Below are 19,647 nucleotides of genomic sequence, written 5' to 3'. Positions count from 1 at the left end.
TGTGACTGCCTGTGACCTGGGTCGCGTGGACGTCCTCAGTATGAACAATGCCATTTAGTTGCGTCAAACAACAATATTGCATAGATTCTTGCAGTATGCGGATAACTGACATCACAGTCGACCAGATGCGAGTCATCGCGTGTGTCGCCGACCAGGGAGGTTTCACCCCCGCCGCCGAACGGTTGAGCCAGTCCCAGTCTTCCCTGAGCAGGATCGTCTCGCAGGTGGAGAAGGCCGCCGGGACCCGGCTGTTCGAGCGGACCACACGCAGTTTCGCCCTGACCGACGCCGGCACCGAGTTCCTCCGCGCCGCGCGGGTGATCCTGCAGACCTATGACAGGGAGATGAACAACGTCGCCAGTTACATCAGCGGCCCCAACGGTCATCTGCGTCTTGCCACACTGCCGTCACTGGCTGCGACACTCCTGCCCCCGTTCATCGACCGGTTCCGGCGCGTCTTCCCCAACGTCAGCATCAACCTCCAGGACCTCATGGCGGCGAACATCATCGAGGAATGCCGCTACGGCTCCGTGGACCTCGCCATCACCGCCGAGGACCCGGAACTCATCGGAAGCCTGCCGGACCACTTCGACTTCTCCCCCATCGCCGAGGAGCGCTTCGCCTGCATCCTGCCCGCCACCCATACCCTGGCCCAGAAGCCCGGCATCGACTGGGACGATCTGGCGGGGCGCTCCTTCGTCTCCTTCACCGAAGCCAGCTCGGTGCGACGTATCACCGACCGCGAGCTGGCGGCCCGCGGCATCCACCCGTCCCAGACAGTGACCGCCGGGACGATCTCCGCCGTCACGGGACTGTGCGCGGCGAATCTGGGGATCTCCGCGGTCCCCGGCTTCGTCATCCCGATGACCCGCGTGCCGGGCGTCGCCCTCCGCCCGTTCCGGGGAGAGCCCGTGACCCGCAGAATCGGTGTCCTGGTGGACACCACGCGCACGCTCTCCCCCGCCGCCGAAGAATTCCTGGCGCTCATCACGGCCACACCACCGGACGAGGTCTCGCTGCCGGACTTCACCACCTGGACGGGATTGCCCCGTTAGCCACGGGACCGTAGTTGCAGCTCGGTCAACAGTCTGTCCCCCGGGTCACGGAGATCCAGGCCCGAGAGTTGCTGAGCGCGTTCCACCCGGTAACGCAGGGTATTGGGGTGCACCGTCAGTTCTGCAGCGGCGTCGCGGACGTTCCTTCCCGCCCGAAGGTACGCGTCCACGCTCGCCACCAGTGACGCGCCGTGCTGTTCGTCATATGCTGTCACCTGCGCCAACCGCGGATCCTCGAGCTCCGGGTGCTCACTCAGGAGCCCGAACACCTCCCCCAGCAACACTGACGTCCGGGACTGCTTCAGCGACGTCACCCGATGCCGACGGGCCGCCGGGGAGTCCAACACCCGGTCAACTTCGCGGCGTGCCGACGCGACAGCATCGAGGCCCTCCACCGGGGAGGCGACCGCGACCCGGACCTGCCTGGTGTCGACCCGGTCATCATCGTCGAAACGGCGGAGCAACCGCTCCACCCACGGAAAGAGACGGGAGTCGTCCGCCGTCTCCGGAACCAGTACATAGGCGCGTTGCCCGAGAAGAGCCACCAGTCCGGCAGAAGCGTAGGCGCGTACATGGAGTTGGAGACGCTGCCCGAGGAACTCCAGGACCTCGGTCGAGGTGTCGGCCCCACCGTGCCCGGAGGTGAACCCGAGCACCGCGTAGCGGTCTTCGTCGGACACCTGCAGTAGCGTTGCCGCGGTCCGCCCGTCTACCCCGCCGTCGTCGCCGAACAGTCGCCGGATCATCACCTCCTGCTTCGACGATGGAGCCACTCGTGCCTGGATCATCAGTGCGGCCGCACTCACAGCGCCGCCACGCAGCATCACCTCAGCGTCCTCGGCGAACTCCCTCTCCCCCTGTTGGACCCACACTGACCCCAACGGTTCCCCCTCCGGTCCGTGGATCCCGGTCACCAGCCGTCGCCGCATGCCGATATCCGGATTCGCCGGCAGCGACACCACCTCTGTCGTACTCGCCAGGGTCTGCACGACCCCCAACCTGGTGAACGCTTCCATGACCTCAGGCGGGGCCGCACGTCCGAGAATCGCGCGGGTCCGCAGTTCGTCGGCCGTGCTCTCCGACGGTGAGTACGCCAACACCCGGTTTGTCCGGTTCTCGATGGTGACCATCCCGTGCACACCATCGGCGATCAGGTTCGCCAGTCCGGACAAACTCCCCACGGAACCGTGCACTCCGTCGGCCGGGTTCACCCCCGGCGTCTCCGAGTCTTCGTCAAGCATGCGCCGGATACGTGAGAAGACCACGTCCCACCGTGCCCGAGTGTCGACAGCAACCACCACCACCCCGACTGCGTCAGCCGCCCTGCGAAGCGCCTGTCCGACGGCATCCTCCTTGACCATGAGGACAACAGGGTGATCCAACAGGGATTCCAGCCACTGGACCGCCAACTCCTCCGTGACACCGACAGTCATCACCAGATCCACGTCCGGCAGCACAGGCTGACGGAACTCCACCTGGGACCGGATGTCCCCTGGGTCGACCATCGCGACTGTTGCCACCGGTCGTACCCGGTCCATCGGCGACACCGCTGTGACCAGCGGATCCAGCGTAGACACCAGAACTTCGACCTCTATCCCGACGTCGTCGCCTTCTTCCACGACCGCTCACCTCACTTACCGCCCGACCCGGATCTTTGTGCGAACCTCCAATTGACTCCAGAATACTTCAGCGAGTTGCACGAAGCGTGGATCACAGGGTGACTGCTTCAATGATGCACACCACACACCCCAGGAAGGACCCCGTCGTCATGCCGCAGACAGGTGACCGGAAACTCTCACCACTCAGAATCCTGGCTCTCGGACTACTGCTCTTCGCGATGTTCCTAGGAGCCGGGAACATCATCTTCGCCCCGATGGTCGGCCAGGCCGCGGGAAACACGATGTGGAAACCCATGAGTGGCTTCCTCATCACCGGCGTCGGACTTGTCCTGCTGGCCGTCATCGCCCTGACCGCTGTCCGCGGTGACGTCTTCCGACTCGCCGGCAGAGTCTCCCCACGGTTCGCCGCCGCCTTCTGCTTCCTCCTGTTCCTGACCCTCGGGCCGTTGTACGTCATCCCCCGCACAACCTCCGTGGTCCACGAAATCACGGTGAAGCCGAATCTCCCCGCCGATCTGGCAGGGAGCGCCTGGGTGCTGCTGATCTTCTCTGCGCTGTTCACCGCCGTGTCGATCTACCTGGCACTGAGCCCGGGCAAACTCGTCGACCGTATCGGGAAGTTCCTCACACCGGTGTTCTCAGTCCTGCTGGTGACCATCATCGTCCGGTCCCTGGTCGCCCCGATGGGCTCCCTCCACGACCCTGTCGCGCCCTACGACGAAGGTGGCTTCCTACTCGGCCTCACCGAGGGCTATCTGACCATGGATGTCCTGGCTGCACTGGTGTTCGCCGGTGTCTTCATCCAACAGATCAATCTGCAGGGCGTAACCTCCCGCACCGGCACCGCCTCCGTCTTCCTCAAGGCAGGTGTCATTACCGCCGTGGGGCTGGCGCTGCTGCACATCTCCACCGCCTGGCTCGGCGGTTCCGGCGTGGACGCCATCGGCCGCCCCGACAACGGAGGTACCGTCCTGGCGGAATCGGCTCGCACGCTGCTGGGCACGCCGGGACTCGCGATGATCGGCACTGTCGTCCTCCTCACCGGCCTGACAACCAATGTCGCCTGCATCACCTCCGTGGCCGACTACTTCTCCCGCCGCTTCGCCTGGCTGACCTACCGGCAGTGGGTGCTCGTTCACGCCGGACTGGGACTGGTGGTCGCCAACTTCGGGCTGCAGACGGTCCTCGACACCGCGCTGCCGATCCTCTTCCTGCTCTATCCGCTGGGAATGACCCTCATCGTGCTGACGTTGCTCGACCGCTTCTTCGGGGGACGACGGCCTGTCTACGTCGGTGCTGTCATCGGTGCCGGGCTCGTCGCCGTGCTTGACGCCGCCAAGACCGCCGGAATCCTCACCGACCAGATCAACGACTGGTTCTCCTTCCTCCCGTTGTTCACCGACAACGCAGGTTGGGTTCTGCCTGCGGTCATCGGTGGCATCGTCGGCCTCATATGGGCCCGGGCGACGAACTCCCCTATCCTGCCGGTCGACCGCGACGCGTTCCCGGAAGACCCGGCGGGCGCTGGCACCGGTACAGACCCTGACAATGATTCTGACATTGACCCGAATGAACGAAAGGCCAAGATTTCATGACTTCCCGCACCGCCGTTGTCCTCGGAGCCGGCTCCATCGGCCTTTCCAGTGCCTACTACCTCAGGAAAACCGGTTTCGACGTCACCGTCATCGACCCGGAGCCTCTCGCGGCCCGGGCATCCGGGCACAACGCCGGCTGGCTGATTCCCAGCATGTCGACGCCTGTGCCTGCCCCGGGCGTCCTCCCCCAGGCACTGAAATGGATGACGAAGAAGGACAGCCCTCTCTACATCAGCCCGTCCGCCGACCCCCACTTCCTCGGTTTTCTCCTGCGCATGCTGCAGCACTGCACAGAGTCCAGGTTCAACCGCGGAGCGGAGACCCTCGCCCGGCTCAGCGCAGGTTCACTACCTCTGTTCGACGACCTCGCCGCAGACGGTGTGGAGTTCGAACGCCACCGTGACCCGCTGACTATGCTCTTCACCGACCAGCACAAAGTCGACGGGCGGGTGCACGAACTCGAGACGTTGGACGGGAAGCTCCCGGGGTTCTCGTGGCGCCACATGAGTCGCGGCGAACTGAACGAACACGCACCGTCACTCTCGGATACCGTCGTCGCCGGCATCCAGTCCGAGGGCGACCAGTCGGTGGACCCCGCATCCTTCGTCCGTGGACTCGCCGCGGCGTGCGAACGTGACGGAGTGGAACTCCGGCTCGGTGAGTCCGCCGCCCTGGTCACAAGTCCCGCAGCACAGGGTCGCGGCCACAACGGAGTCGAGGTTTCCGTTCAGGTTGGCGGACAACGGCTACGGGCGGACAAGGTCGTCGTCGCCGCAGGGGCATGGACCAATGAACTCCTCTCTGGAATCGGAGAACGGGTCGCTCTCCAGGCGGGGAAGGGATACGGCTACGATCTCCCCGTCGTCGACCACGGTCCGAGTGAACCCGTCTACCTCGCCGAGGCGAAGGTCGCGATCACCCCCCTCAACGACCGCGTACGACTGGCAGGCACGATGGGGTTCTCAGGCATCGACGAGACGGTCGATCCGGTGCGGGCCGGAGGAATCCTCTCCGGGGCGCGGGAGTACTTCACTGACTGGATCCAGCGTGCCGAACAGGCCGCCGTCGACGACACCGGGCATGCCAGGACACCCTGGACAGGCCTACGCCCCACGACCCCGGACGGAGTGCCGATGATCGGGCCACTGGCCGGCCACCCGGATGTGCTCGTCGCCACGGGGCATGTGATGCTGGGGATCAGCCTCGGCCCCACCACCGGCCGGCTCATCGCCGAACTAGCCTCGGGCGAAACCTCTGCCGACACTCTCACCGATCTGTCTCCCAACCGATTCTGAATGAGGACCACCATGACTATCCCCTTCATCTCCGCCGACACTGTCCGTGAACGGGTACCGATGACCGCGGCCGTCGATGCGATCGAGCAGACCCTGTACGACGGGTTCGACGCCGCCACGGCGCCGCCACGCAGCAGCGTCCCCCTCGATCGCGGGAGTTTCCTCCTCATGCCCGCCGAGATCAACGGCTCCGCCGGGGTGAAGGTCGCCTCGGTCGCCCCGGCCAACCCGGCCGCCGGGCTACCGAAGATCCAGGGACTCTACCTCCTCTTCGACGGTGAGACACTGGAACCGGCCGCGGTGATGGAAGGAAGTTCACTTACCGAGATCCGCACTCCTGCCCTGTCCGCTCTGGGCGTCCGCCATCTGGCAGCGGACAAACCGCTCGATGTCGTTCTCTTCGGTACCGGGCCGCAGGCCTACCACCACGTCCATGCCACCGCCGCTGTGCGCGACATCGCTTCGGTCACGGTGTTCGGACGTCGCGAGGAGAAGGTCACGCAGTTGGTGGACCGCCTTGCCGCTGACGGTGTCACCGCCCGGGCCGGCACGGATGCGACACAGAATATCCCCGCAGCCGATCTGGTGCTCTGCTGCACCAGTGCCCGCAAGCCATTGTTCGACGGTGCCCTGGTCAGCGACGGCGCACTGGTGGTGGCGATGGGGTCGCACGAACCCGACGCCCGCGAGACCGACGATGCCCTGTTGGCACGATCGACGGTCTATGTGGAGGACGTCGACACCGCCCTGCGCGAGGCCGGTGATGTACGTATCGCGGTCGACAACGGGACAGTCAGCGTCGATGCGCTGCACGCTCTCAGTGACCTGGTGAACCACGGACCGGTCGACGCCCCCGGGCCGAGGTTCTTCAAGACGGTCGGCATGGGTTGGCAGGATCTCGCCGTGGCGCAGGTGGCCTACCGTCCGGAGGGATGACCGGTACGGCGACGGCCGACGAGGCCGGTGACAGCTCCGGCCCCCCTGTCGTATCGTGGTCGGACAGGGTGCCCACCGCCACCGTCGCCAGGACAGGAAACCACCATGATCACCCGCGTACTTGCCCACTGCACCGTCTCCGACCTTGACCGAGTCGTCTTCTTCGGGACCTAGACGATGGGACGGATTCAGCGGGCAGGAGACCGTCAACGTGTGGTCATCGCCGGCACCGTTCTCGCGGTGACGCTCCCCCTCTCCGCCTGCATGCCGGATGCTCTCACCGGAGGTGGCAGTAGCACCGCCACAGTGGAAAGGAACGACACCGTGTCCCCAATGTCCTCCGGCGCCTACACACGCCACTCCACCACAGTCAACGACATCGAACGCACCTGGGGCGTCTACACCCCCGACAGGGGCGACACCGACCGTACATCGATGCCGGTGGTGCTGGTCGTCCACGGCACCGGCGACACCGGTGACGGTATCCGCTCCGGTATCGGCGAAGATCTTGAACGCGAGGCCGACGAGCACGGATTCGTCATCGCCTACATCGACGGCCACGAGAACAACTGGAATGAGTGCCGCGCCGAAGGAGAGTGGGCGGCGAAGGAGAAGGACCTCGACGATGTCGGCCTGATGCGCCACGTCGTCGACCGTATCCACCATGATCTCGGCGCGGACACCGTCGACGTCTCCAGGACATTTGCGGTCGGTTTCTCCAGTGGCGGGCACATGGTGCAACGGTTGGCCTACGAAGCTCCGGACCTGGTCACAGGCATCGCCTCGGTGAACGCGAACGTCCCCACTGACGACAACAACGCCTGCACAGACTCTGGCGAGCCTGTCCCCGCCATCTTCATCCAGGGCCGCGAGGACCCGATGAACCCCTTCGACGGCGGCGAGGTCATCGTCGGCTCGGGCTTCTTCGCGGAGAGCCGGGGTGAGGTCCGTTCCGCCCACGACAGTGCCGAGTGGTTCGCCCAGCGCAACGGCCTCCCGGCCGAAGCCACGTCCTCGCCCACACGCGACGGCGACGCCGAAATCACCACCTGGGACGGCGAGTTTCGTGTCCGGCTCGTCGCGGTGGACCACAGCGGCCATTCCTTCCCCACCGCGACCGGACGTTGGGGCAACACCGGTGGCGCCCGCTACGACGGTCCCGGCGCCATCTGGGAGTTCTTCGCAGGCAGGTAGAGCCGGCTACGGCTGCCCCACGCACAACCGCCCTACGCGAGGGTTCTGTGGCCCCTGCACGGCGTGGGTGCGAACGCCGCCCTCGACACGTCGCTGCATGTGTGAACGGGGGTAACACATACCCGGTCGGGCTCTTGTCTGGGCTGTTTCAGCTGTAGTAGGTTCGGTACGGCCTACTACAAGTAACCGTAGCCTACGGTTATCTACGTTTCGCCGAAACAACAGCCCGGCAGAGTGCCGACCACGGTACTCGCGCCCTCCTCGCCGGGCAGGAGAGGAACCCCCTTCATGCTGCATACCGCCCGTCGCTTCCCCATGCGAACCGTCCGTCGGACGTTGACCGCCACCGTCCTCGCCAGTGGCCTGGTCCTCGCCGGCTGCTCCTCCGATGACTCCGACAACGGCTCGGATAACAACACCTCCTCCGACAGTGCCGCTGCCAGCGCCGAGGAGTCCGAGGTCACCATCGAGAACATGTACGGTGAGGCGACCTACAACACCAACCCGGAGACCGTTGTCGCCATCGGCACCGCGGTGGACAATCTCCTGGCACTCGGCATCACGCCCGACGTCATCGTCGAACGCGGCGACGACGCCGACGCAGACTGGAAGAACCCGCAGTTGGAGGGCGTCGAACGCATCCCGGTGTCGGAGGATTTTCCGCTCGAGGAGGTCGCTTCCCACGACCCCGACCTGGTTGTCGGTGATACCTACCGCATCGACGAGGACACCTACAACGAACTGTCCAAGGTCACGAACGTGCTGCCCGGCATGGACCAGGATGCGAACTGGGAGCCGCAGCTGCAGGCCCTCGGGGAAATCTACGGCCTCGAGGATGAGGCCCAGCAGGTCATCGATGACGATGAGGAGGCGTTCGCTGCTGTGCGCGAGGAACTGCCCGGTCTCGAGGGCAAGACTGCTCTGACCGTGCAGGATCGCGGCGGTCAGTTCGTCGCTATCGCAGGGGCAGATAATATCGCCAACAAGTTCTACTCCCGACTGGGAATGACGCTGCCGGCATCGTTCACCGACGGCACCCTGAAGGTCGAGAACGGGCGGGCTCCGATCTCCTACGAGCGTGTGTCGGACCTGGCGGCGAATTTCATGGGCATGTACGCCACGGAGGGCATGGACAAGATCCGTGCTATCGCCGGCTACGACCAGCTGCCGCAGGTGGAGTCTGGTGCCGTGGTCGAGGACAACAAGCCGATTATGGCTGCGCTGAACATCCCGTCGTCCTTGTCGAATGCGTGGCTGCTCGAACAGCTGCGTGACCAGCTCGAGATCGTCGACGGCGAGGACGCGGTCGACGCGGAATAGAACGACTCTGTAGTGCGCAGTACTACCCGCGCTACAGAAAGGGGCCCGGAGATCATTCACTGATCTTCGGGCCCCTCGTTGTACAGGGGGCTGCCAGACGGCCCCGACTGAACCCAGGGCTACCGGATAACCTTTTTCACTGTTGTCCTCTTCTCTCCCAGGAACTGGCGGCGGAAATAGGTCTCCAGCAGGGAGCTGCCTGTCTTCGTCCCACGGGACTTCGGCCGGCTACCCTGCCCGCTACCAAACAGGGAACCTGTCGAAGCACTTTTTCCTTGGCCCGTTCTGGTCCCCTTGTGCCCGGCTGCACCGACAGGTGCGGTACCGGCGCTGCCCGCACGATGACCGTGATTACTGCTGCTGTTTCCTGCTGCGGGTGCTGCCCCGCCAACTCCGGGGGAGCTGCCTCGTGCGCCGGCTCCATTGTGGGAAGTGCCTGGCCCCGCACCTTGGTGAGGACCGCCGCCCGTGGCGTGGCCCGGCGAGGGTGAGCCGGGCGCGGTGATACTGACACCTCGCGGGAGCAGGGGTTGCGTGACGCCGCCGCCGATGGGCCGGGGGTTCGCCGGCGATGCGACGCTAGTGGACGTTGACCGAGGGGCATTGGCTCCCTGGCCGGTGGCGACACCGTTCGTCGCCGGTTGTGCCACAGTGGTGGAGGCGGGTGAGGTCGCCCGCATTCCACCAGGAACATTCTGGGTGCCGCCGGCCGGACCCACGGGCGCTTGTCCGATCTGGGCTGCCTGTGAGGCACCGGCAGGAGTCGTAGCAACTTGTCCGGCCTGTGGCGCTGCAGTATTGGGCTGGGCCGCCGCCTGACTGACTCCGGGAGCTGTGGCACCACCGGCGACCTGGGTGATGGACTCCTGGGCAGCCATGGTCGCAGCACCTCCAGAGTTCAGAGCCCCGCCGCCAGTGTGATTGACCACTGGAACGGACAGATTGGTTACCAGGGGACGTGCCGTGTCGAGCGCGGGTTGCAGGTAACCGGCGACGAATGCTGCGACCTGGGCCTGGGATTTTGCTGCAATGGCAGCGGCACCCGCCCCGCCGGTGGCAGCACCCGCTGCGGTGGTTTCGGCCGCCAGCTCGGCTTCCATGGCGATAAGTTGGGCGTGTGCCGCCGCTCTGATGGGCGGCAGTTGGAGCATGGAGGTTGACATTGCCGTTGAGTTAGCCGCAACTGTCGCGCATTGGTTGGCTATGGTCGATATCGCTTGTTCCGCCATGGCGAAAGCACTACCTTCGGTGGTACCGGCGATAAGAGCCGCGGCGCTCTGGAGAGATTCCGAGGCCTGGAGCATACGACGGCTTGCGGAGGCCCAGGATTCGGAGGCGGCAATTATTCCACTGTCATCTCCGGCGAACATCGCGGTGAGAGCTTTCAGCGGAGTGGCGGCTTCGATTGCCGCTACCGGCGGCACGTAGGCGAGGTCGAGTACCGGAACTTCCGGTCGCGGTGGCATCCCGAAGTGGACTTCCTTGTCTGGTGCGTCCGTGTAACTGAGCATCCCGGTAAATGTGTCCACTGACAGGTACTCCTGTTCCGTCAATGCTCCGATCAACGGTACGAGCGAATCGTGCAACCACTGTACGTTTGTGGTTGCCGCCTGCGTCGCAACGGTCAGAGACCCAGGATGCGCACCCAGGTACGCAGAGTACTGCGTAGCCACTGCACCGAGTGCGGGTGAGGTTGTGAATGTAGTGGCAGCAAGACCGCTGTTCCGCACAGAACGAAGCGAGAGATCTGCCTCGACAATTGACCGCACGACATCACGTAGACTTCCATCATTAAACTTCATTAGAATAACACTCCCCCAACAGCATTTTTAAATATATTCTTAGTAGAGTTTGAACTCGAGCATCCATTTATATAGGACAGGGGGGATACTACAGAAAAAGCAAAGTACTTATCTCCGATCGAAGACTCGTACGAAATGCATCCCAGCTCTTCTGCCCTTTCGCCAAAATCGATAAATCCCGAATCTAGATCTTGTCCCTTATTCCAATCTTCCACCATCGAGTACCCAACAATGTCCCCTGTCACGCCCCACTCGAAAGATATATTCGAGGAAGGTTTTATCGATAACTTAAATCCGGCGCATTGTGCATACCCATAGCTGACGTCGTCATCTTCAAAAATGTCGACACCAAGCTCTTCCATCCTCCGGATCACCTCCGGATGGCACGGGTCAGGCATGTCCTCCCACTGCGGTAGCAGCGCCCTCTCCCCGATCGGTTCCAGAGCAACCGGGTGACCGACGAAACGTTGCGACTCATAGACCAGCTTCTCCAACGGGTCAGCAGGCTCCGTCTCAAACCAGAGTCCCGTGTGCCCAGTCGGCTGGATCATCCGACCGTCCTCCGTCACCACGGGCTCGTCAACCCCCTCTCCCACCGGTGGAGCTGCGGCAGCCGCAGTGGGCCACTCTTCTTCCCCGGAAGATTCCCCGGCGCCCGCTCTTTCTCCCACCGATGAACAGGCCGTAACCATCAGCACCAACACCAGCACGACCAGGGCGCACGGCACCACCAGCAACCGGTGCGAACCGTCATCCCCCACAACAGAATCCTGGTGGACCATAGGCCCCACCCCACCCCTTCACTACGTCCAGACAGCCACTGTTCCCCGTGGCCCCCGCCCACACCCCCAATGGGTCAGACCATCACACAGTAACCCACATTCACAGTCACGTCCAGAGGCAAAACTACCCTCGTTGCCCTTTCTTCCTGTCGACCGGAGTACCCAGCACCGACAACGCCGTCGCCAGACCCGAGTAGTTCGTTACCAGCATCACCAGAGCCACAAGCTCCCGGTCAGACAGATAGCTGGCCAGAGCCGACCAGGTCGATTCATCGACTTCACCGACGGTCACGATCTGATCCACCGCATCCAGGATCACGCCCCAACGACGTGTCTGCCCGTGTGACTCCCCTTCCATCGCCTGGATCTGGGCACCGGTCAGCCCGACCGACGCACCGAGCTTCCGATGGTGGGCCGCTTCATACTCCGACCCCTTCAGGTGAGCGACACGGAGGATCACCAACTCCGTCTCCTTACGTGACAGGTAGCCGAACGGCATCATCGTCGCCGAATACGCCAGCCACGCCTTGAACAGGCGGCGGGCCCGCCCGATCGTGGAGAAGACCCCCATCGTCTCCGTGCCCTGCACCCGGGCTCCGAGACGCGCAATGAGGTGGTTGACAACCCCCAGCTCTCGCACACCCGGCACTTTCTCGCCGGGACGCACGATACGCCTCGCACCCTCCATGGACACTGACTCGGAACCAGATACGTTCATACCCCAACACGCTACCTGAGACCCCACACCGGCGACGTCGTTCAGCGAATTCGTCCCTGGGCAGCCGGTGGGCGCTACTTGACCGTCTGGTCCTTCTCGTCTTCACGCAGGGTCAGAACGTCCACACCGGTCTCCGTGACGACCATCGTGTGCTCGAACTGAGCCGACCACTTGCCGTCCTTGTTCTGCACGGTCCAGTCGTCGTCCCAGATATCGTAGGGAAGATCGCCGAGATTCAGCATCGGCTCGATCGTCAACGTCATCCCCGGCTCCAGAACCGTGTCATAGGCCGGCTCTTCGTGGTGCAGTACCACCAGGCCGTTGTGGAACGTCGGGCCGACACCGTGGCCGGTGAAATCGCGGACCACGGAGTACCCGAACCGCTTCGCGTACGCTTCGATCACCCGGCCGATCACATTGATCTCCCGACCGGGCTTCACCGCCTTGATGCCCCGCCACATCGCGGCATAGGTCCGCTCGACCAGCAGACGGTGCTCCTCTGCCACATCCCCCGCCAGGTACGTTGCGTTCGTGTCACCGTGCACGCCGTTCTTGTAGGCGGTGACGTCGATGTTCACGATGTCGCCGTCCTGAACCACGGTGGTGTCCGGAATGCCGTGGCAGACGATCTCATTGAGGCTGACGCACGACGCCTTCGGGAAACCCCGGTAGCCCAGGCACGACGGGTAGGCACCGTGGTCGCACATGTACTCGTGCGCGACACGGTCGATCTCGTCGGTGGTCACCCCCGGAGCCACCACAGCTCCGGCAGCGGACAGTGCGCCGGCGGCGATCCGCGACGACTCACGCATCGCCTCCACGACCTCCGGCGTCTGCACCCACGGCTCACCGACGTTCTCCCGGACGGAGTCCTTCCACACGTACTCCGGACGGTCAATACTGTCCGGAACCTTGCGGATCGGGGTGGGTGTACCGGGTGTCAGAAGCGCTCTACTCATGAGGCCCCAGCCTACTCCCCGTCAAGATTGTCGAAGAACTGTTGGGTCACCGCCACCGAATGCTCGGAGCCACCGCCCAACACGATCATCGTCGCGAAGGCCAGGTCATCGCGGTAGCCCATGAACCACGCGTGGGACCCCTCGTTGATCTCAGCCTCACCGGTCTTGCCGTAAACCTCGCCGGCACCCGAGATCGCCGAACCTGAGCCGCTGGTCACCACCGCCCGCATCATGTCCCGCAGGTTATCCAGGACGTGCGGGTCCAGCGGTTCGCCCTCCACGGCATCCTTGCCGTCGGGGTCCAGGGTGTGCACGTCATCGGTGTCGATGAGGTTCGGCACCGGGGTACGGCCGTTCGCGGCCGTGGCAGCCACCAGCGCCATACCGAACGGGCTGGCCAGGTCGAGCCCCTGGCCGTACCCTGCCTCGGTCCGGTCGAGCATGACCTCACCCTCCGGCACCTGACCGGTCATGGTGGTCAGTCCCGGGATGTCGTAGTCGCGTCCCAGACCGAACTTCCTGGCCTCCTCCTTCAGCTCCCCTGGTGCCATGTCCGTCGAGATACGGGCGAACGTGGTGTTGCAGGACTGCGCGAACGCGTTGCGCATCGAGGTATCCCCGAGCGAGAAGGAGTTGTAGTTGGTGACGATACGTCCACCGATGTCCTGGGTCGACGGGCAGGACACCGTCGAGTCGGCGGTCAGATTCTCCTTCTCCACTCCGGCCGCGGCGGTAATCACCTTGAAGGTCGAACCCGGCGGGTACTGTCCCGACAACGCCACGTCACCCTGCTTGTCCGCTTCCGCTGTCTGCGCGACGGCAAGCACCTCCCCGGTGGAGGGACGCATCACCACCATCATCGCCTGGTCATTCGGACGGGTGTCGACTGCCTTCTGAGCCGCCTCCTGCACCTGCCTCGACAAGCTCACCTTGACCGCGGGTGACGGTTCGGCGGCGGTACGTTCCATGGTGCGAACCACCGACGCGTTCTGGTTGACAGCAACGACCTCCCATCCCGGTTCACCTGCCAGCTCGGGCTCTACCAGTTGGGTGACACGGGACATGATGTCCGGCGCGAAACCGGGATCCGGGCGCACCATGTCGGGCTCTTCGTTCAGCCGGACACCACTGACAGACTCCAGGTCCTGTCGGACACGGTCACCGAATTCTCCCGGGATCGTCGTCACCGAGTAGGTCCCGTCGGCGTCCAACGCCGCCGAGGACACCCTCGCTGTGTCGATCGTGGGGATCGCCTCTTCGTCTGCGTGTGCTGCATCGAGCACACGTGCGATCTGATCGACCGTCCCCTGGATGCCGCCGTTCTCCTTCGCTTCATCCGTGTCCAGCAGAATCCGCCAGGTTGTGCCGGGAGTGGCGAGGACGGCACCGTCGGAGCCGACGATGTCAGCGACCTGAGCCTCGACGCGACGCAGTTCAAGATGCTGGTCCGCCCCGAGGTCGGGATGCAGGACGGACGACCGCCACCGCACCGTCCAGTCACCGTCGGTGCGGGTGGCGGTCAGGGTCGCGTCATACCGGAAGGTGCGGTCTCCCGGCAGGGTCCAGGCCATCGTGTAGTCGGCGGTGGCCACGTTGTCGTCGGTCCGGACGTCGCGCACTTCGGCGTCGAGGGACTCCGCCTGCAGCGCCGACCAGGATTCGTCCAACGCCGTGGACGCCACCGGTGAATCATCGGTGAGGTCAGCGGCCGCATCGATGTCCCGTGACTCGACGGCAGCGAGGAAGTCGCCGATGACGTCGTCGGCGACATCCGGACGTGGGGTACACGCGGTGGCGGCGACAGTGACGGTGGTGAGGATCAGACACAGGACGGTGGCGGCGATGGTGCGTCTCGGGGCCTGCGTCCCCGGAATCTGGATCATGCTCCGACGCTAGCAGCGCACAGCGCTGCTTCCCCGCACAAACACGAACGCATCATCTGCCACGCTGTCGCGGCGGATGATGCGTCCAGGACGAGTGTCTAGCTGGTGACCTTGACCTGTGGGGTGCCGGTGAGACCGGCCGCGGCGAGAACCTCGGGGTCCATGTCCTCGGCGATCTTCATCGCCTCCTCGATGAGGACCTCCACGATCTCGTCCTCCGGAACGGTACGGATGACCTCGCCCTTGACGAAGATCTGGCCCTTGCCGTTACCCGAGGCGACACCCAGGTCAGCGTCCCGGGCCTCACCCGGACCGTTGACCACGCAGCCCATCACGGCGACACGCAGCGGGACCTCCATGCCCTCCAGACCGGCGGTGACCCGCTCGGCGAGACTGTAGACGTCCACCTGGGCGCGTCCACAGGACGGGCAGGACACGATCTCCAGCTTCCGGGGACGCAGGTTCAACGACTGCAGGATCTGGTCGCCGACCTTGATCTCCTCCACCGGGTCAGCCGACAGGGAGGTACGGATCGTGTCGCCGATGCCCTCCGCCAGCAGTGCACCGAACGCCACCGCGGACTTGATGGTGCCCTGGAAGGCAGGGCCTGCCTCGGTGACACCGAGGTGCAGCGGGTAATCAGACTGCGCAGCCAGCTGACGGTAGGCCTCGACCATAATCACCGGGTCGTTGTGCTTCACCGAGATCTTCAGGTCGCCGAAGCCATGTTCCTCGAACAGGCTCGCCTCCCAGAGCGCCGACTCGACCAGCGCCTCCGGGGTCGCCTTGCCGTACTTCTCCATGATGCGCTTGTCGAGGGAACCGGCGTTGACACCGATACGGATCGGGATGCCGGCGTCTCCGGCAGCCTTGGCGACCTCCTTGACCCGACCGTCGAACTCCTTGATATTGCCCGGGTTCACCCGCACCGCGGCACAGCCGGCGTCGATCGCGGCGAAGATGTACTTGGGCTGGAAATGGATGTCCGCGATCACCGGGATCGGCGACTTCTTGGCGATGGCGGGCAGCGCCTCGGCATCGATGGTCTTCGGGCAGGCGACGCGCACCATGTCGCAGCCGGACGCGGTCAGCTGGGCGATCTGCTGGAGGGTCGCGTTGACGTCGTGCGTCTTCGTCGTCGTCATCGACTGGACGCTGACAGGGTAGTCACTTCCGACGCCGACGTTGCCGACCATGAGCTGGCGGGTCTTGCGACGGGGAGCCAGCACCGGCGGCGGGGCGTCGGGCAAACCGAGGGAAATTCCGGTCATGTGTGGTCTAGTCCTTCTTTCCGTGTGGATCTACGTGCTCAGTCTACTCCCGCCTACCGTGACGGGCTAAAACAGCTGCAGTGGGTTCACCACGTCGGCGACGATCACCGTCAGCCCGAACACCAGCAGGATCGCGGTGGCGACGTAAGTCACCGGCATCACCTTGACGTAGTCGACCGGACCACCGGCCTCCAGCCCCCGCAGCCGCCGCAACCGGTCACGGAGCTTCTCGTAGATGACGATGACCGCATGCCCACCGTCCAGGGGCGGCAGCGGCACCAGGTTGAACACCGCGAGGAAGAAGTTGAGGTTCGCCAGAAGCAGCAGGAAGCTCATCCACTGGCTCTGCTCCACCATCTGCCCACCAATGTGGGAGGCACCGACCACGCTGACCGGGCTGTCCATCTGACGCTCGGCGCCGAAGATGGACTGCACGACCGGCCAGTAACGCTGCGGCAGGTCAATGAGGGCATCCACTGTCTGTTTGCCGAGGTTCCAGGTGAAGTCCGCAGTGCCTCCGACAGCGGTCACAGGGTTGTAGTCGACGTTCGGCGTGGGCTGGGGCTCGAACTGCACACCGATAGCGCCGACGGTCTGGCCATCGCGCTCGACGAGTTCCACCTGCAGATCCAGGTTCCGGTCCTGCCCGTCGCGCTCGATGGTCGCGGGGACGGTGACGGTATCCCCCACGGCCGCTCCGCCGTCACCGGCGGCTCGTCCAGCATCCTGGACCGCGGCGACAGCATCCGGAAACTCTTCGGTCGCCTCACCGTCGATCTCGCGGAACGTGTCACCGACATGCACACCGGACGCGGCCGCAGAACCCTCGCCGGAGCAGGACGTGTCCCCCTGGTCGCTCTCCGGGGAACAGACCAGATCGGCAGCTGTGGCAGGCTGCGGCGGCGGGGTGGTGTCGGGCAGGCCGAAACTCACCGCAACGCCGAAGATGATCAGGACGCCGAGCACGATGTTCACGATGATCCCCGCCATCATCACGAAGACCCGCTTCCACGCGGACTTGTTGATCATCAGGTGGGGTTCTTCCTCCTCCGTCCACGGGTCATTCACCGTCATCCCGGCGATGTCGCAGAAACCACCCAGAGGAATGGCCTTGAGCCCGTACTCGGTGTGTCCACGCGTGGTGGACCACACCGTCGGGCCGAAGCCGATGAAGTAGCGCCGCACGCGCATGCCGCACACCCGTGCGGCGACCATGTGGCCCGCCTCGTGCAGGGCGATCGTGACACCGATACCCAGGGCGAAGAGGATGACGCCTAGCGCAAAGCTCACCGGCCCATCCTCTCGTGGGCCCTGGCGCGTGCCTCGCGTTCCGCATCGAGGACGTCCCCGATGTCGCGGGGGCGACCGACCCGGTCGGCACAGTCCTCCATGACGTCGGCGATGGTGTCCACGATCCGGGGGAAAGCCAATGCACCGGCGAGGAACTCCACGGCCGCCTCCTCGTTCGCGGCGTTGTACACGGCCGGCATACACCCGCCGGCGGACACCGCCTCCCGCGCCAACCGGACCGCCGGGAACACCTCATCGTCGAGAGGCTCGAACTCCCAGCTGGAGGCCGTGGCGAAGTCCAGGGCACGTTGGGCGCCGGGAACCCGTTCCGGCCAGCCCAACGCCAGACTGATCGGCAACTTCATGGACGGCGGCGATGCCTGGGCTATCGTCGCGCCGTCCCGGAAGGTCACCATCGAATGCACGATCGACTGGGGATGCACGGTCACGTCGATCCTGTCCGCCGGAACGCCGAACAGCAGCGACGCCTCAATGAGTTCGAGTCCCTTGTTGACCATCGACGACGAGTTGAGCGTGTTCATCTGCCCCATGGACCAGGTCGGATGATTCGCCGCCTGCAACGGGGTCACGTCCTGCAGCTGTTCACGCGTCCATCCGCGGAAGGGCCCGCCGGACGCGGTGAGCACCAGGGAGTCCACGTCCTCGTGACGTCCGGACCAGAGGCACTGCGCCATCGCCGAATGCTCGGAATCCACCGGCACCAGCTGTCCCTCCGCCGCCGCAGTGAGCACGAGTTCACCTCCGGCGACCAGGGACTCCTTGTTGGCCAGCGCCAGCCGCACCTGCCCGTTGAGCGTCGCCAGGGTGGCGTCCAGCCCCAGCGAACCGACGAGAGCATTCAGGACGACATCCTCGGCACCCAGACCCAGCGAGTCGGTCAGTCCCTCCACCAGCTGGCGGGCGGAATCCACCCCGCGGACGACATGACCGTCCAACTCCCGGTCGACCTCGTCAGCGGTGCGCTCACTGGCGACGGCCACCTGATGGGGCGCCAGGCCGAAGGCCCGGATCTGGTCAAGCAGGACGTCCGGCTTCGACCCGTGTGCAGAGACCCCGACCAGGTCGAAGCGGTCAGGGTTCTGTGCGATGATCTCGAGCGCCTGGGTACCAATCGAACCGGTGCTTCCGAGCACCACTACTCGTTTCTTCACCCGGCCCATTGTTCCACGCCTCCACGACCGCGCGGTAGCCGGGAGGCCACGCCTGCAACTCCCCCAGGAGACCTCCAGCAAGCCTCCAGCTGCCGGTCAGCAAGAGGATGAGGACGGCGCGGGCTGGGTCACGGGCGCGGAACGGACCCAAACGGGGGAACCCGCACCGGGTCGGAAGTTCTCCCCACCGCGGGGATGTGTCACAATGGAACCGATAATTCGGCAGGTGACCACTGCCGTCCTAGTTCAGGAGGATATCGACGTGGCCGATCACGGAAATCATGGCACGAAGGTGGCAGTGTACAACGGCGTCTCCACCGAGGATGAGCCGTCCGCTGCCTGGGGCTGGCACCAGTTCCCCCGGAAGACGACGATCGTCGTCGGTTACCTCGGCGGGCTCTCCATGTTCGGCATGTTGTTCGGTAACCACCAGGGTCACGTGGAGAACATCTGGCTGATCGCCATCGGTGTCCTCGTCCTGCTGGGAACCACGCTGTACGCACGCCACTCCTCCCCCAACTGGAAGCCGAAGCCTGCCCGTGCGACGGTGACCGCGCACAACAAGCCGGCCGGACACCAGGAACCGGACTGGGCCGCCGATCAGCGTAACCTCACCGGCGCCTACGCCAACATGACCACCGCAGAGCTCCGTTCCTGGAACCTGCCCGGTGTCGGGTCCGACGGTGTCGAGAACGTCGAGACGCCGAAGCACGCACTGCACCACTAACGGAGTCGCCACTCCGGCGTCGACGAAGC

16 protein-coding genes are annotated in these 19,647 nt (G+C 64.8%); 7 read left to right on the top strand and 9 right to left on the bottom strand.

Annotated elements, in window-relative coordinates:
* The first annotated feature begins 95 nt into the window (after positions 1–95).
* Positions 96–1,055 carry a LysR family transcriptional regulator gene (locus FS507_RS00335; RefSeq protein WP_186314497.1) on the top strand — a complete coding sequence of 320 codons (960 nt, stop codon included), beginning with the start codon at positions 96–98 and terminating at the stop codon, positions 1,053–1,055.
* On the opposite strand, the gene FS507_RS00330 is transcribed toward FS507_RS00335, so the two are convergent.
* Positions 1,052–2,674 carry a PucR family transcriptional regulator gene (locus FS507_RS00330; RefSeq protein ID WP_145940879.1) on the bottom strand — a complete coding sequence of 541 codons (1,623 nt, stop codon included), beginning with the start codon at positions 2,672–2,674 and terminating at the stop codon, positions 1,052–1,054. The genes FS507_RS00335 and FS507_RS00330 overlap by 4 nt on opposite strands.
* Before the next feature lie 149 nt (positions 2,675–2,823).
* Here FS507_RS00330 and brnQ point away from each other — a divergent pair, with 149 nt between their 5' ends.
* From brnQ to FS507_RS00305, 5 genes are all read left to right on the top strand, one after another.
* Complete coding sequence (brnQ, locus tag FS507_RS00325) at positions 2,824–4,269, top strand: branched-chain amino acid transport system II carrier protein (protein WP_145940878.1); 1,446 nt, start codon at positions 2,824–2,826, stop codon at positions 4,267–4,269.
* Positions 4,266–5,564, top strand: coding sequence for an NAD(P)/FAD-dependent oxidoreductase (locus FS507_RS00320; protein WP_145940877.1), 1,299 nt, complete (start codon positions 4,266–4,268; stop codon positions 5,562–5,564). Before brnQ ends, FS507_RS00320 begins: the two co-directional genes overlap by 4 nt.
* Positions 5,565–5,576: 12 nt before the next feature.
* Positions 5,577–6,500 (top strand): ornithine cyclodeaminase family protein, encoded by a 924-nt coding sequence (locus FS507_RS00315; protein ID WP_145940876.1) that lies wholly within the window; start codon positions 5,577–5,579, stop codon positions 6,498–6,500.
* 177 nt (positions 6,501–6,677) lie between these two features.
* On the top strand, positions 6,678–7,694 hold the full coding sequence (locus tag FS507_RS00310; protein WP_145940875.1) for an alpha/beta hydrolase family esterase: 1,017 nt from the start codon (positions 6,678–6,680) through the stop codon (positions 7,692–7,694).
* Positions 7,695–7,982: 288 nt separating this feature from the next.
* Complete coding sequence (locus FS507_RS00305; protein WP_145940874.1) at positions 7,983–9,014, top strand: ABC transporter substrate-binding protein; 1,032 nt, start codon at positions 7,983–7,985, stop codon at positions 9,012–9,014.
* 119 nt (positions 9,015–9,133) lie between these two features.
* On the opposite strand, the gene FS507_RS00300 is transcribed toward FS507_RS00305, so the two are convergent.
* From FS507_RS00300 to dxr, 8 genes are all read right to left on the bottom strand, one after another.
* Positions 9,134–10,600, bottom strand: a complete 1,467-nt coding sequence (locus tag FS507_RS00300; RefSeq protein WP_145940873.1) for a hypothetical protein — start codon at positions 10,598–10,600, stop codon at positions 9,134–9,136.
* 215 nt (positions 10,601–10,815) lie between these two features.
* Positions 10,816–11,598 (bottom strand): hypothetical protein, encoded by a 783-nt coding sequence (locus tag FS507_RS00295; protein WP_145940872.1) that lies wholly within the window; start codon positions 11,596–11,598, stop codon positions 10,816–10,818.
* 124 nt (positions 11,599–11,722) lie between these two features.
* Entirely contained in the window at positions 11,723–12,316 is a 594-nt protein-coding gene (locus FS507_RS00290) for a carboxymuconolactone decarboxylase family protein (RefSeq protein ID WP_260853070.1), read from the bottom strand.
* Between the two features lie 74 nt (positions 12,317–12,390).
* The gene (map, locus tag FS507_RS00285) at positions 12,391–13,275 is read right to left on the bottom strand and encodes a type I methionyl aminopeptidase (RefSeq protein ID WP_145940871.1); all 885 of its coding nucleotides are present in this window, start codon (positions 13,273–13,275) and stop codon (positions 12,391–12,393) included.
* Between the two features lie 11 nt (positions 13,276–13,286).
* The gene (locus FS507_RS00280) at positions 13,287–15,158 is read right to left on the bottom strand and encodes a penicillin-binding transpeptidase domain-containing protein (protein ID WP_145940870.1); all 1,872 of its coding nucleotides are present in this window, start codon (positions 15,156–15,158) and stop codon (positions 13,287–13,289) included.
* Between the two features lie 98 nt (positions 15,159–15,256).
* Positions 15,257–16,429 (bottom strand): flavodoxin-dependent (E)-4-hydroxy-3-methylbut-2-enyl-diphosphate synthase, encoded by a 1,173-nt coding sequence (gene ispG, locus FS507_RS00275; protein WP_145940869.1) that lies wholly within the window; start codon positions 16,427–16,429, stop codon positions 15,257–15,259.
* A 66-nt stretch (positions 16,430–16,495) separates the two neighbouring features.
* The gene (locus tag FS507_RS00270) at positions 16,496–17,719 is read right to left on the bottom strand and encodes a M50 family metallopeptidase (RefSeq protein WP_145940868.1); all 1,224 of its coding nucleotides are present in this window, start codon (positions 17,717–17,719) and stop codon (positions 16,496–16,498) included.
* Positions 17,716–18,900 (bottom strand): 1-deoxy-D-xylulose-5-phosphate reductoisomerase, encoded by a 1,185-nt coding sequence (gene dxr, locus FS507_RS00265; protein ID WP_145940867.1) that lies wholly within the window; start codon positions 18,898–18,900, stop codon positions 17,716–17,718. The genes FS507_RS00270 and dxr overlap by 4 nt, the downstream gene beginning before the upstream one ends.
* A gap of 217 nt (positions 18,901–19,117) precedes the next feature.
* Here dxr and FS507_RS00260 point away from each other — a divergent pair, with 217 nt between their 5' ends.
* Positions 19,118–19,618: a DUF2631 domain-containing protein gene (locus FS507_RS00260; protein ID WP_440130325.1), complete on the top strand. Its 501-nt coding sequence runs from the start codon at positions 19,118–19,120 to the stop codon at positions 19,616–19,618.
* The last annotated feature ends 29 nt before the right edge of the window (positions 19,619–19,647 follow it).

Source organism: Corynebacterium glyciniphilum AJ 3170 (genome assembly GCF_007673095.1).
Classification (GTDB): Bacteria; Actinomycetota; Actinomycetes; order Mycobacteriales; family Mycobacteriaceae; genus Corynebacterium.
The sequence above is the reverse complement of the archived record's forward strand: the minus strand, read 5'-3'. Positions and strand labels throughout refer to the sequence as shown.

Bases quoted from the DNA above. Each gene is read 5' to 3' on its own strand.
- FS507_RS00335 (WP_186314497.1), top strand. From the start codon at position 96: ATGCGGATAACTGACATCACAGTCGACCAGATGCGAGTCATCGCGTGT.
- brnQ (WP_145940878.1), top strand. From the start codon at position 2,824: ATGCCGCAGACAGGTGACCGGAAACTCTCACCACTCAGAATCCTGGCT.
- FS507_RS00320 (WP_145940877.1), top strand. From the start codon at position 4,266: ATGACTTCCCGCACCGCCGTTGTCCTCGGAGCCGGCTCCATCGGCCTT.
- FS507_RS00315 (WP_145940876.1), top strand. From the start codon at position 5,577: ATGACTATCCCCTTCATCTCCGCCGACACTGTCCGTGAACGGGTACCG.
- FS507_RS00310 (WP_145940875.1), top strand. From the start codon at position 6,678: ATGGGACGGATTCAGCGGGCAGGAGACCGTCAACGTGTGGTCATCGCC.
- FS507_RS00305 (WP_145940874.1), top strand. From the start codon at position 7,983: ATGCTGCATACCGCCCGTCGCTTCCCCATGCGAACCGTCCGTCGGACG.
- FS507_RS00295 (WP_145940872.1), bottom strand. From the start codon at position 11,598: ATGGTCCACCAGGATTCTGTTGTGGGGGATGACGGTTCGCACCGGTTG.
- FS507_RS00290 (WP_260853070.1), bottom strand. From the start codon at position 12,316: ATGAACGTATCTGGTTCCGAGTCAGTGTCCATGGAGGGTGCGAGGCGT.
- map (WP_145940871.1), bottom strand. From the start codon at position 13,275: ATGAGTAGAGCGCTTCTGACACCCGGTACACCCACCCCGATCCGCAAG.
- FS507_RS00280 (WP_145940870.1), bottom strand. From the start codon at position 15,158: ATGATCCAGATTCCGGGGACGCAGGCCCCGAGACGCACCATCGCCGCC.
- ispG (WP_145940869.1), bottom strand. From the start codon at position 16,429: ATGACCGGAATTTCCCTCGGTTTGCCCGACGCCCCGCCGCCGGTGCTG.
- dxr (WP_145940867.1), bottom strand. From the start codon at position 18,900: ATGGGCCGGGTGAAGAAACGAGTAGTGGTGCTCGGAAGCACCGGTTCG.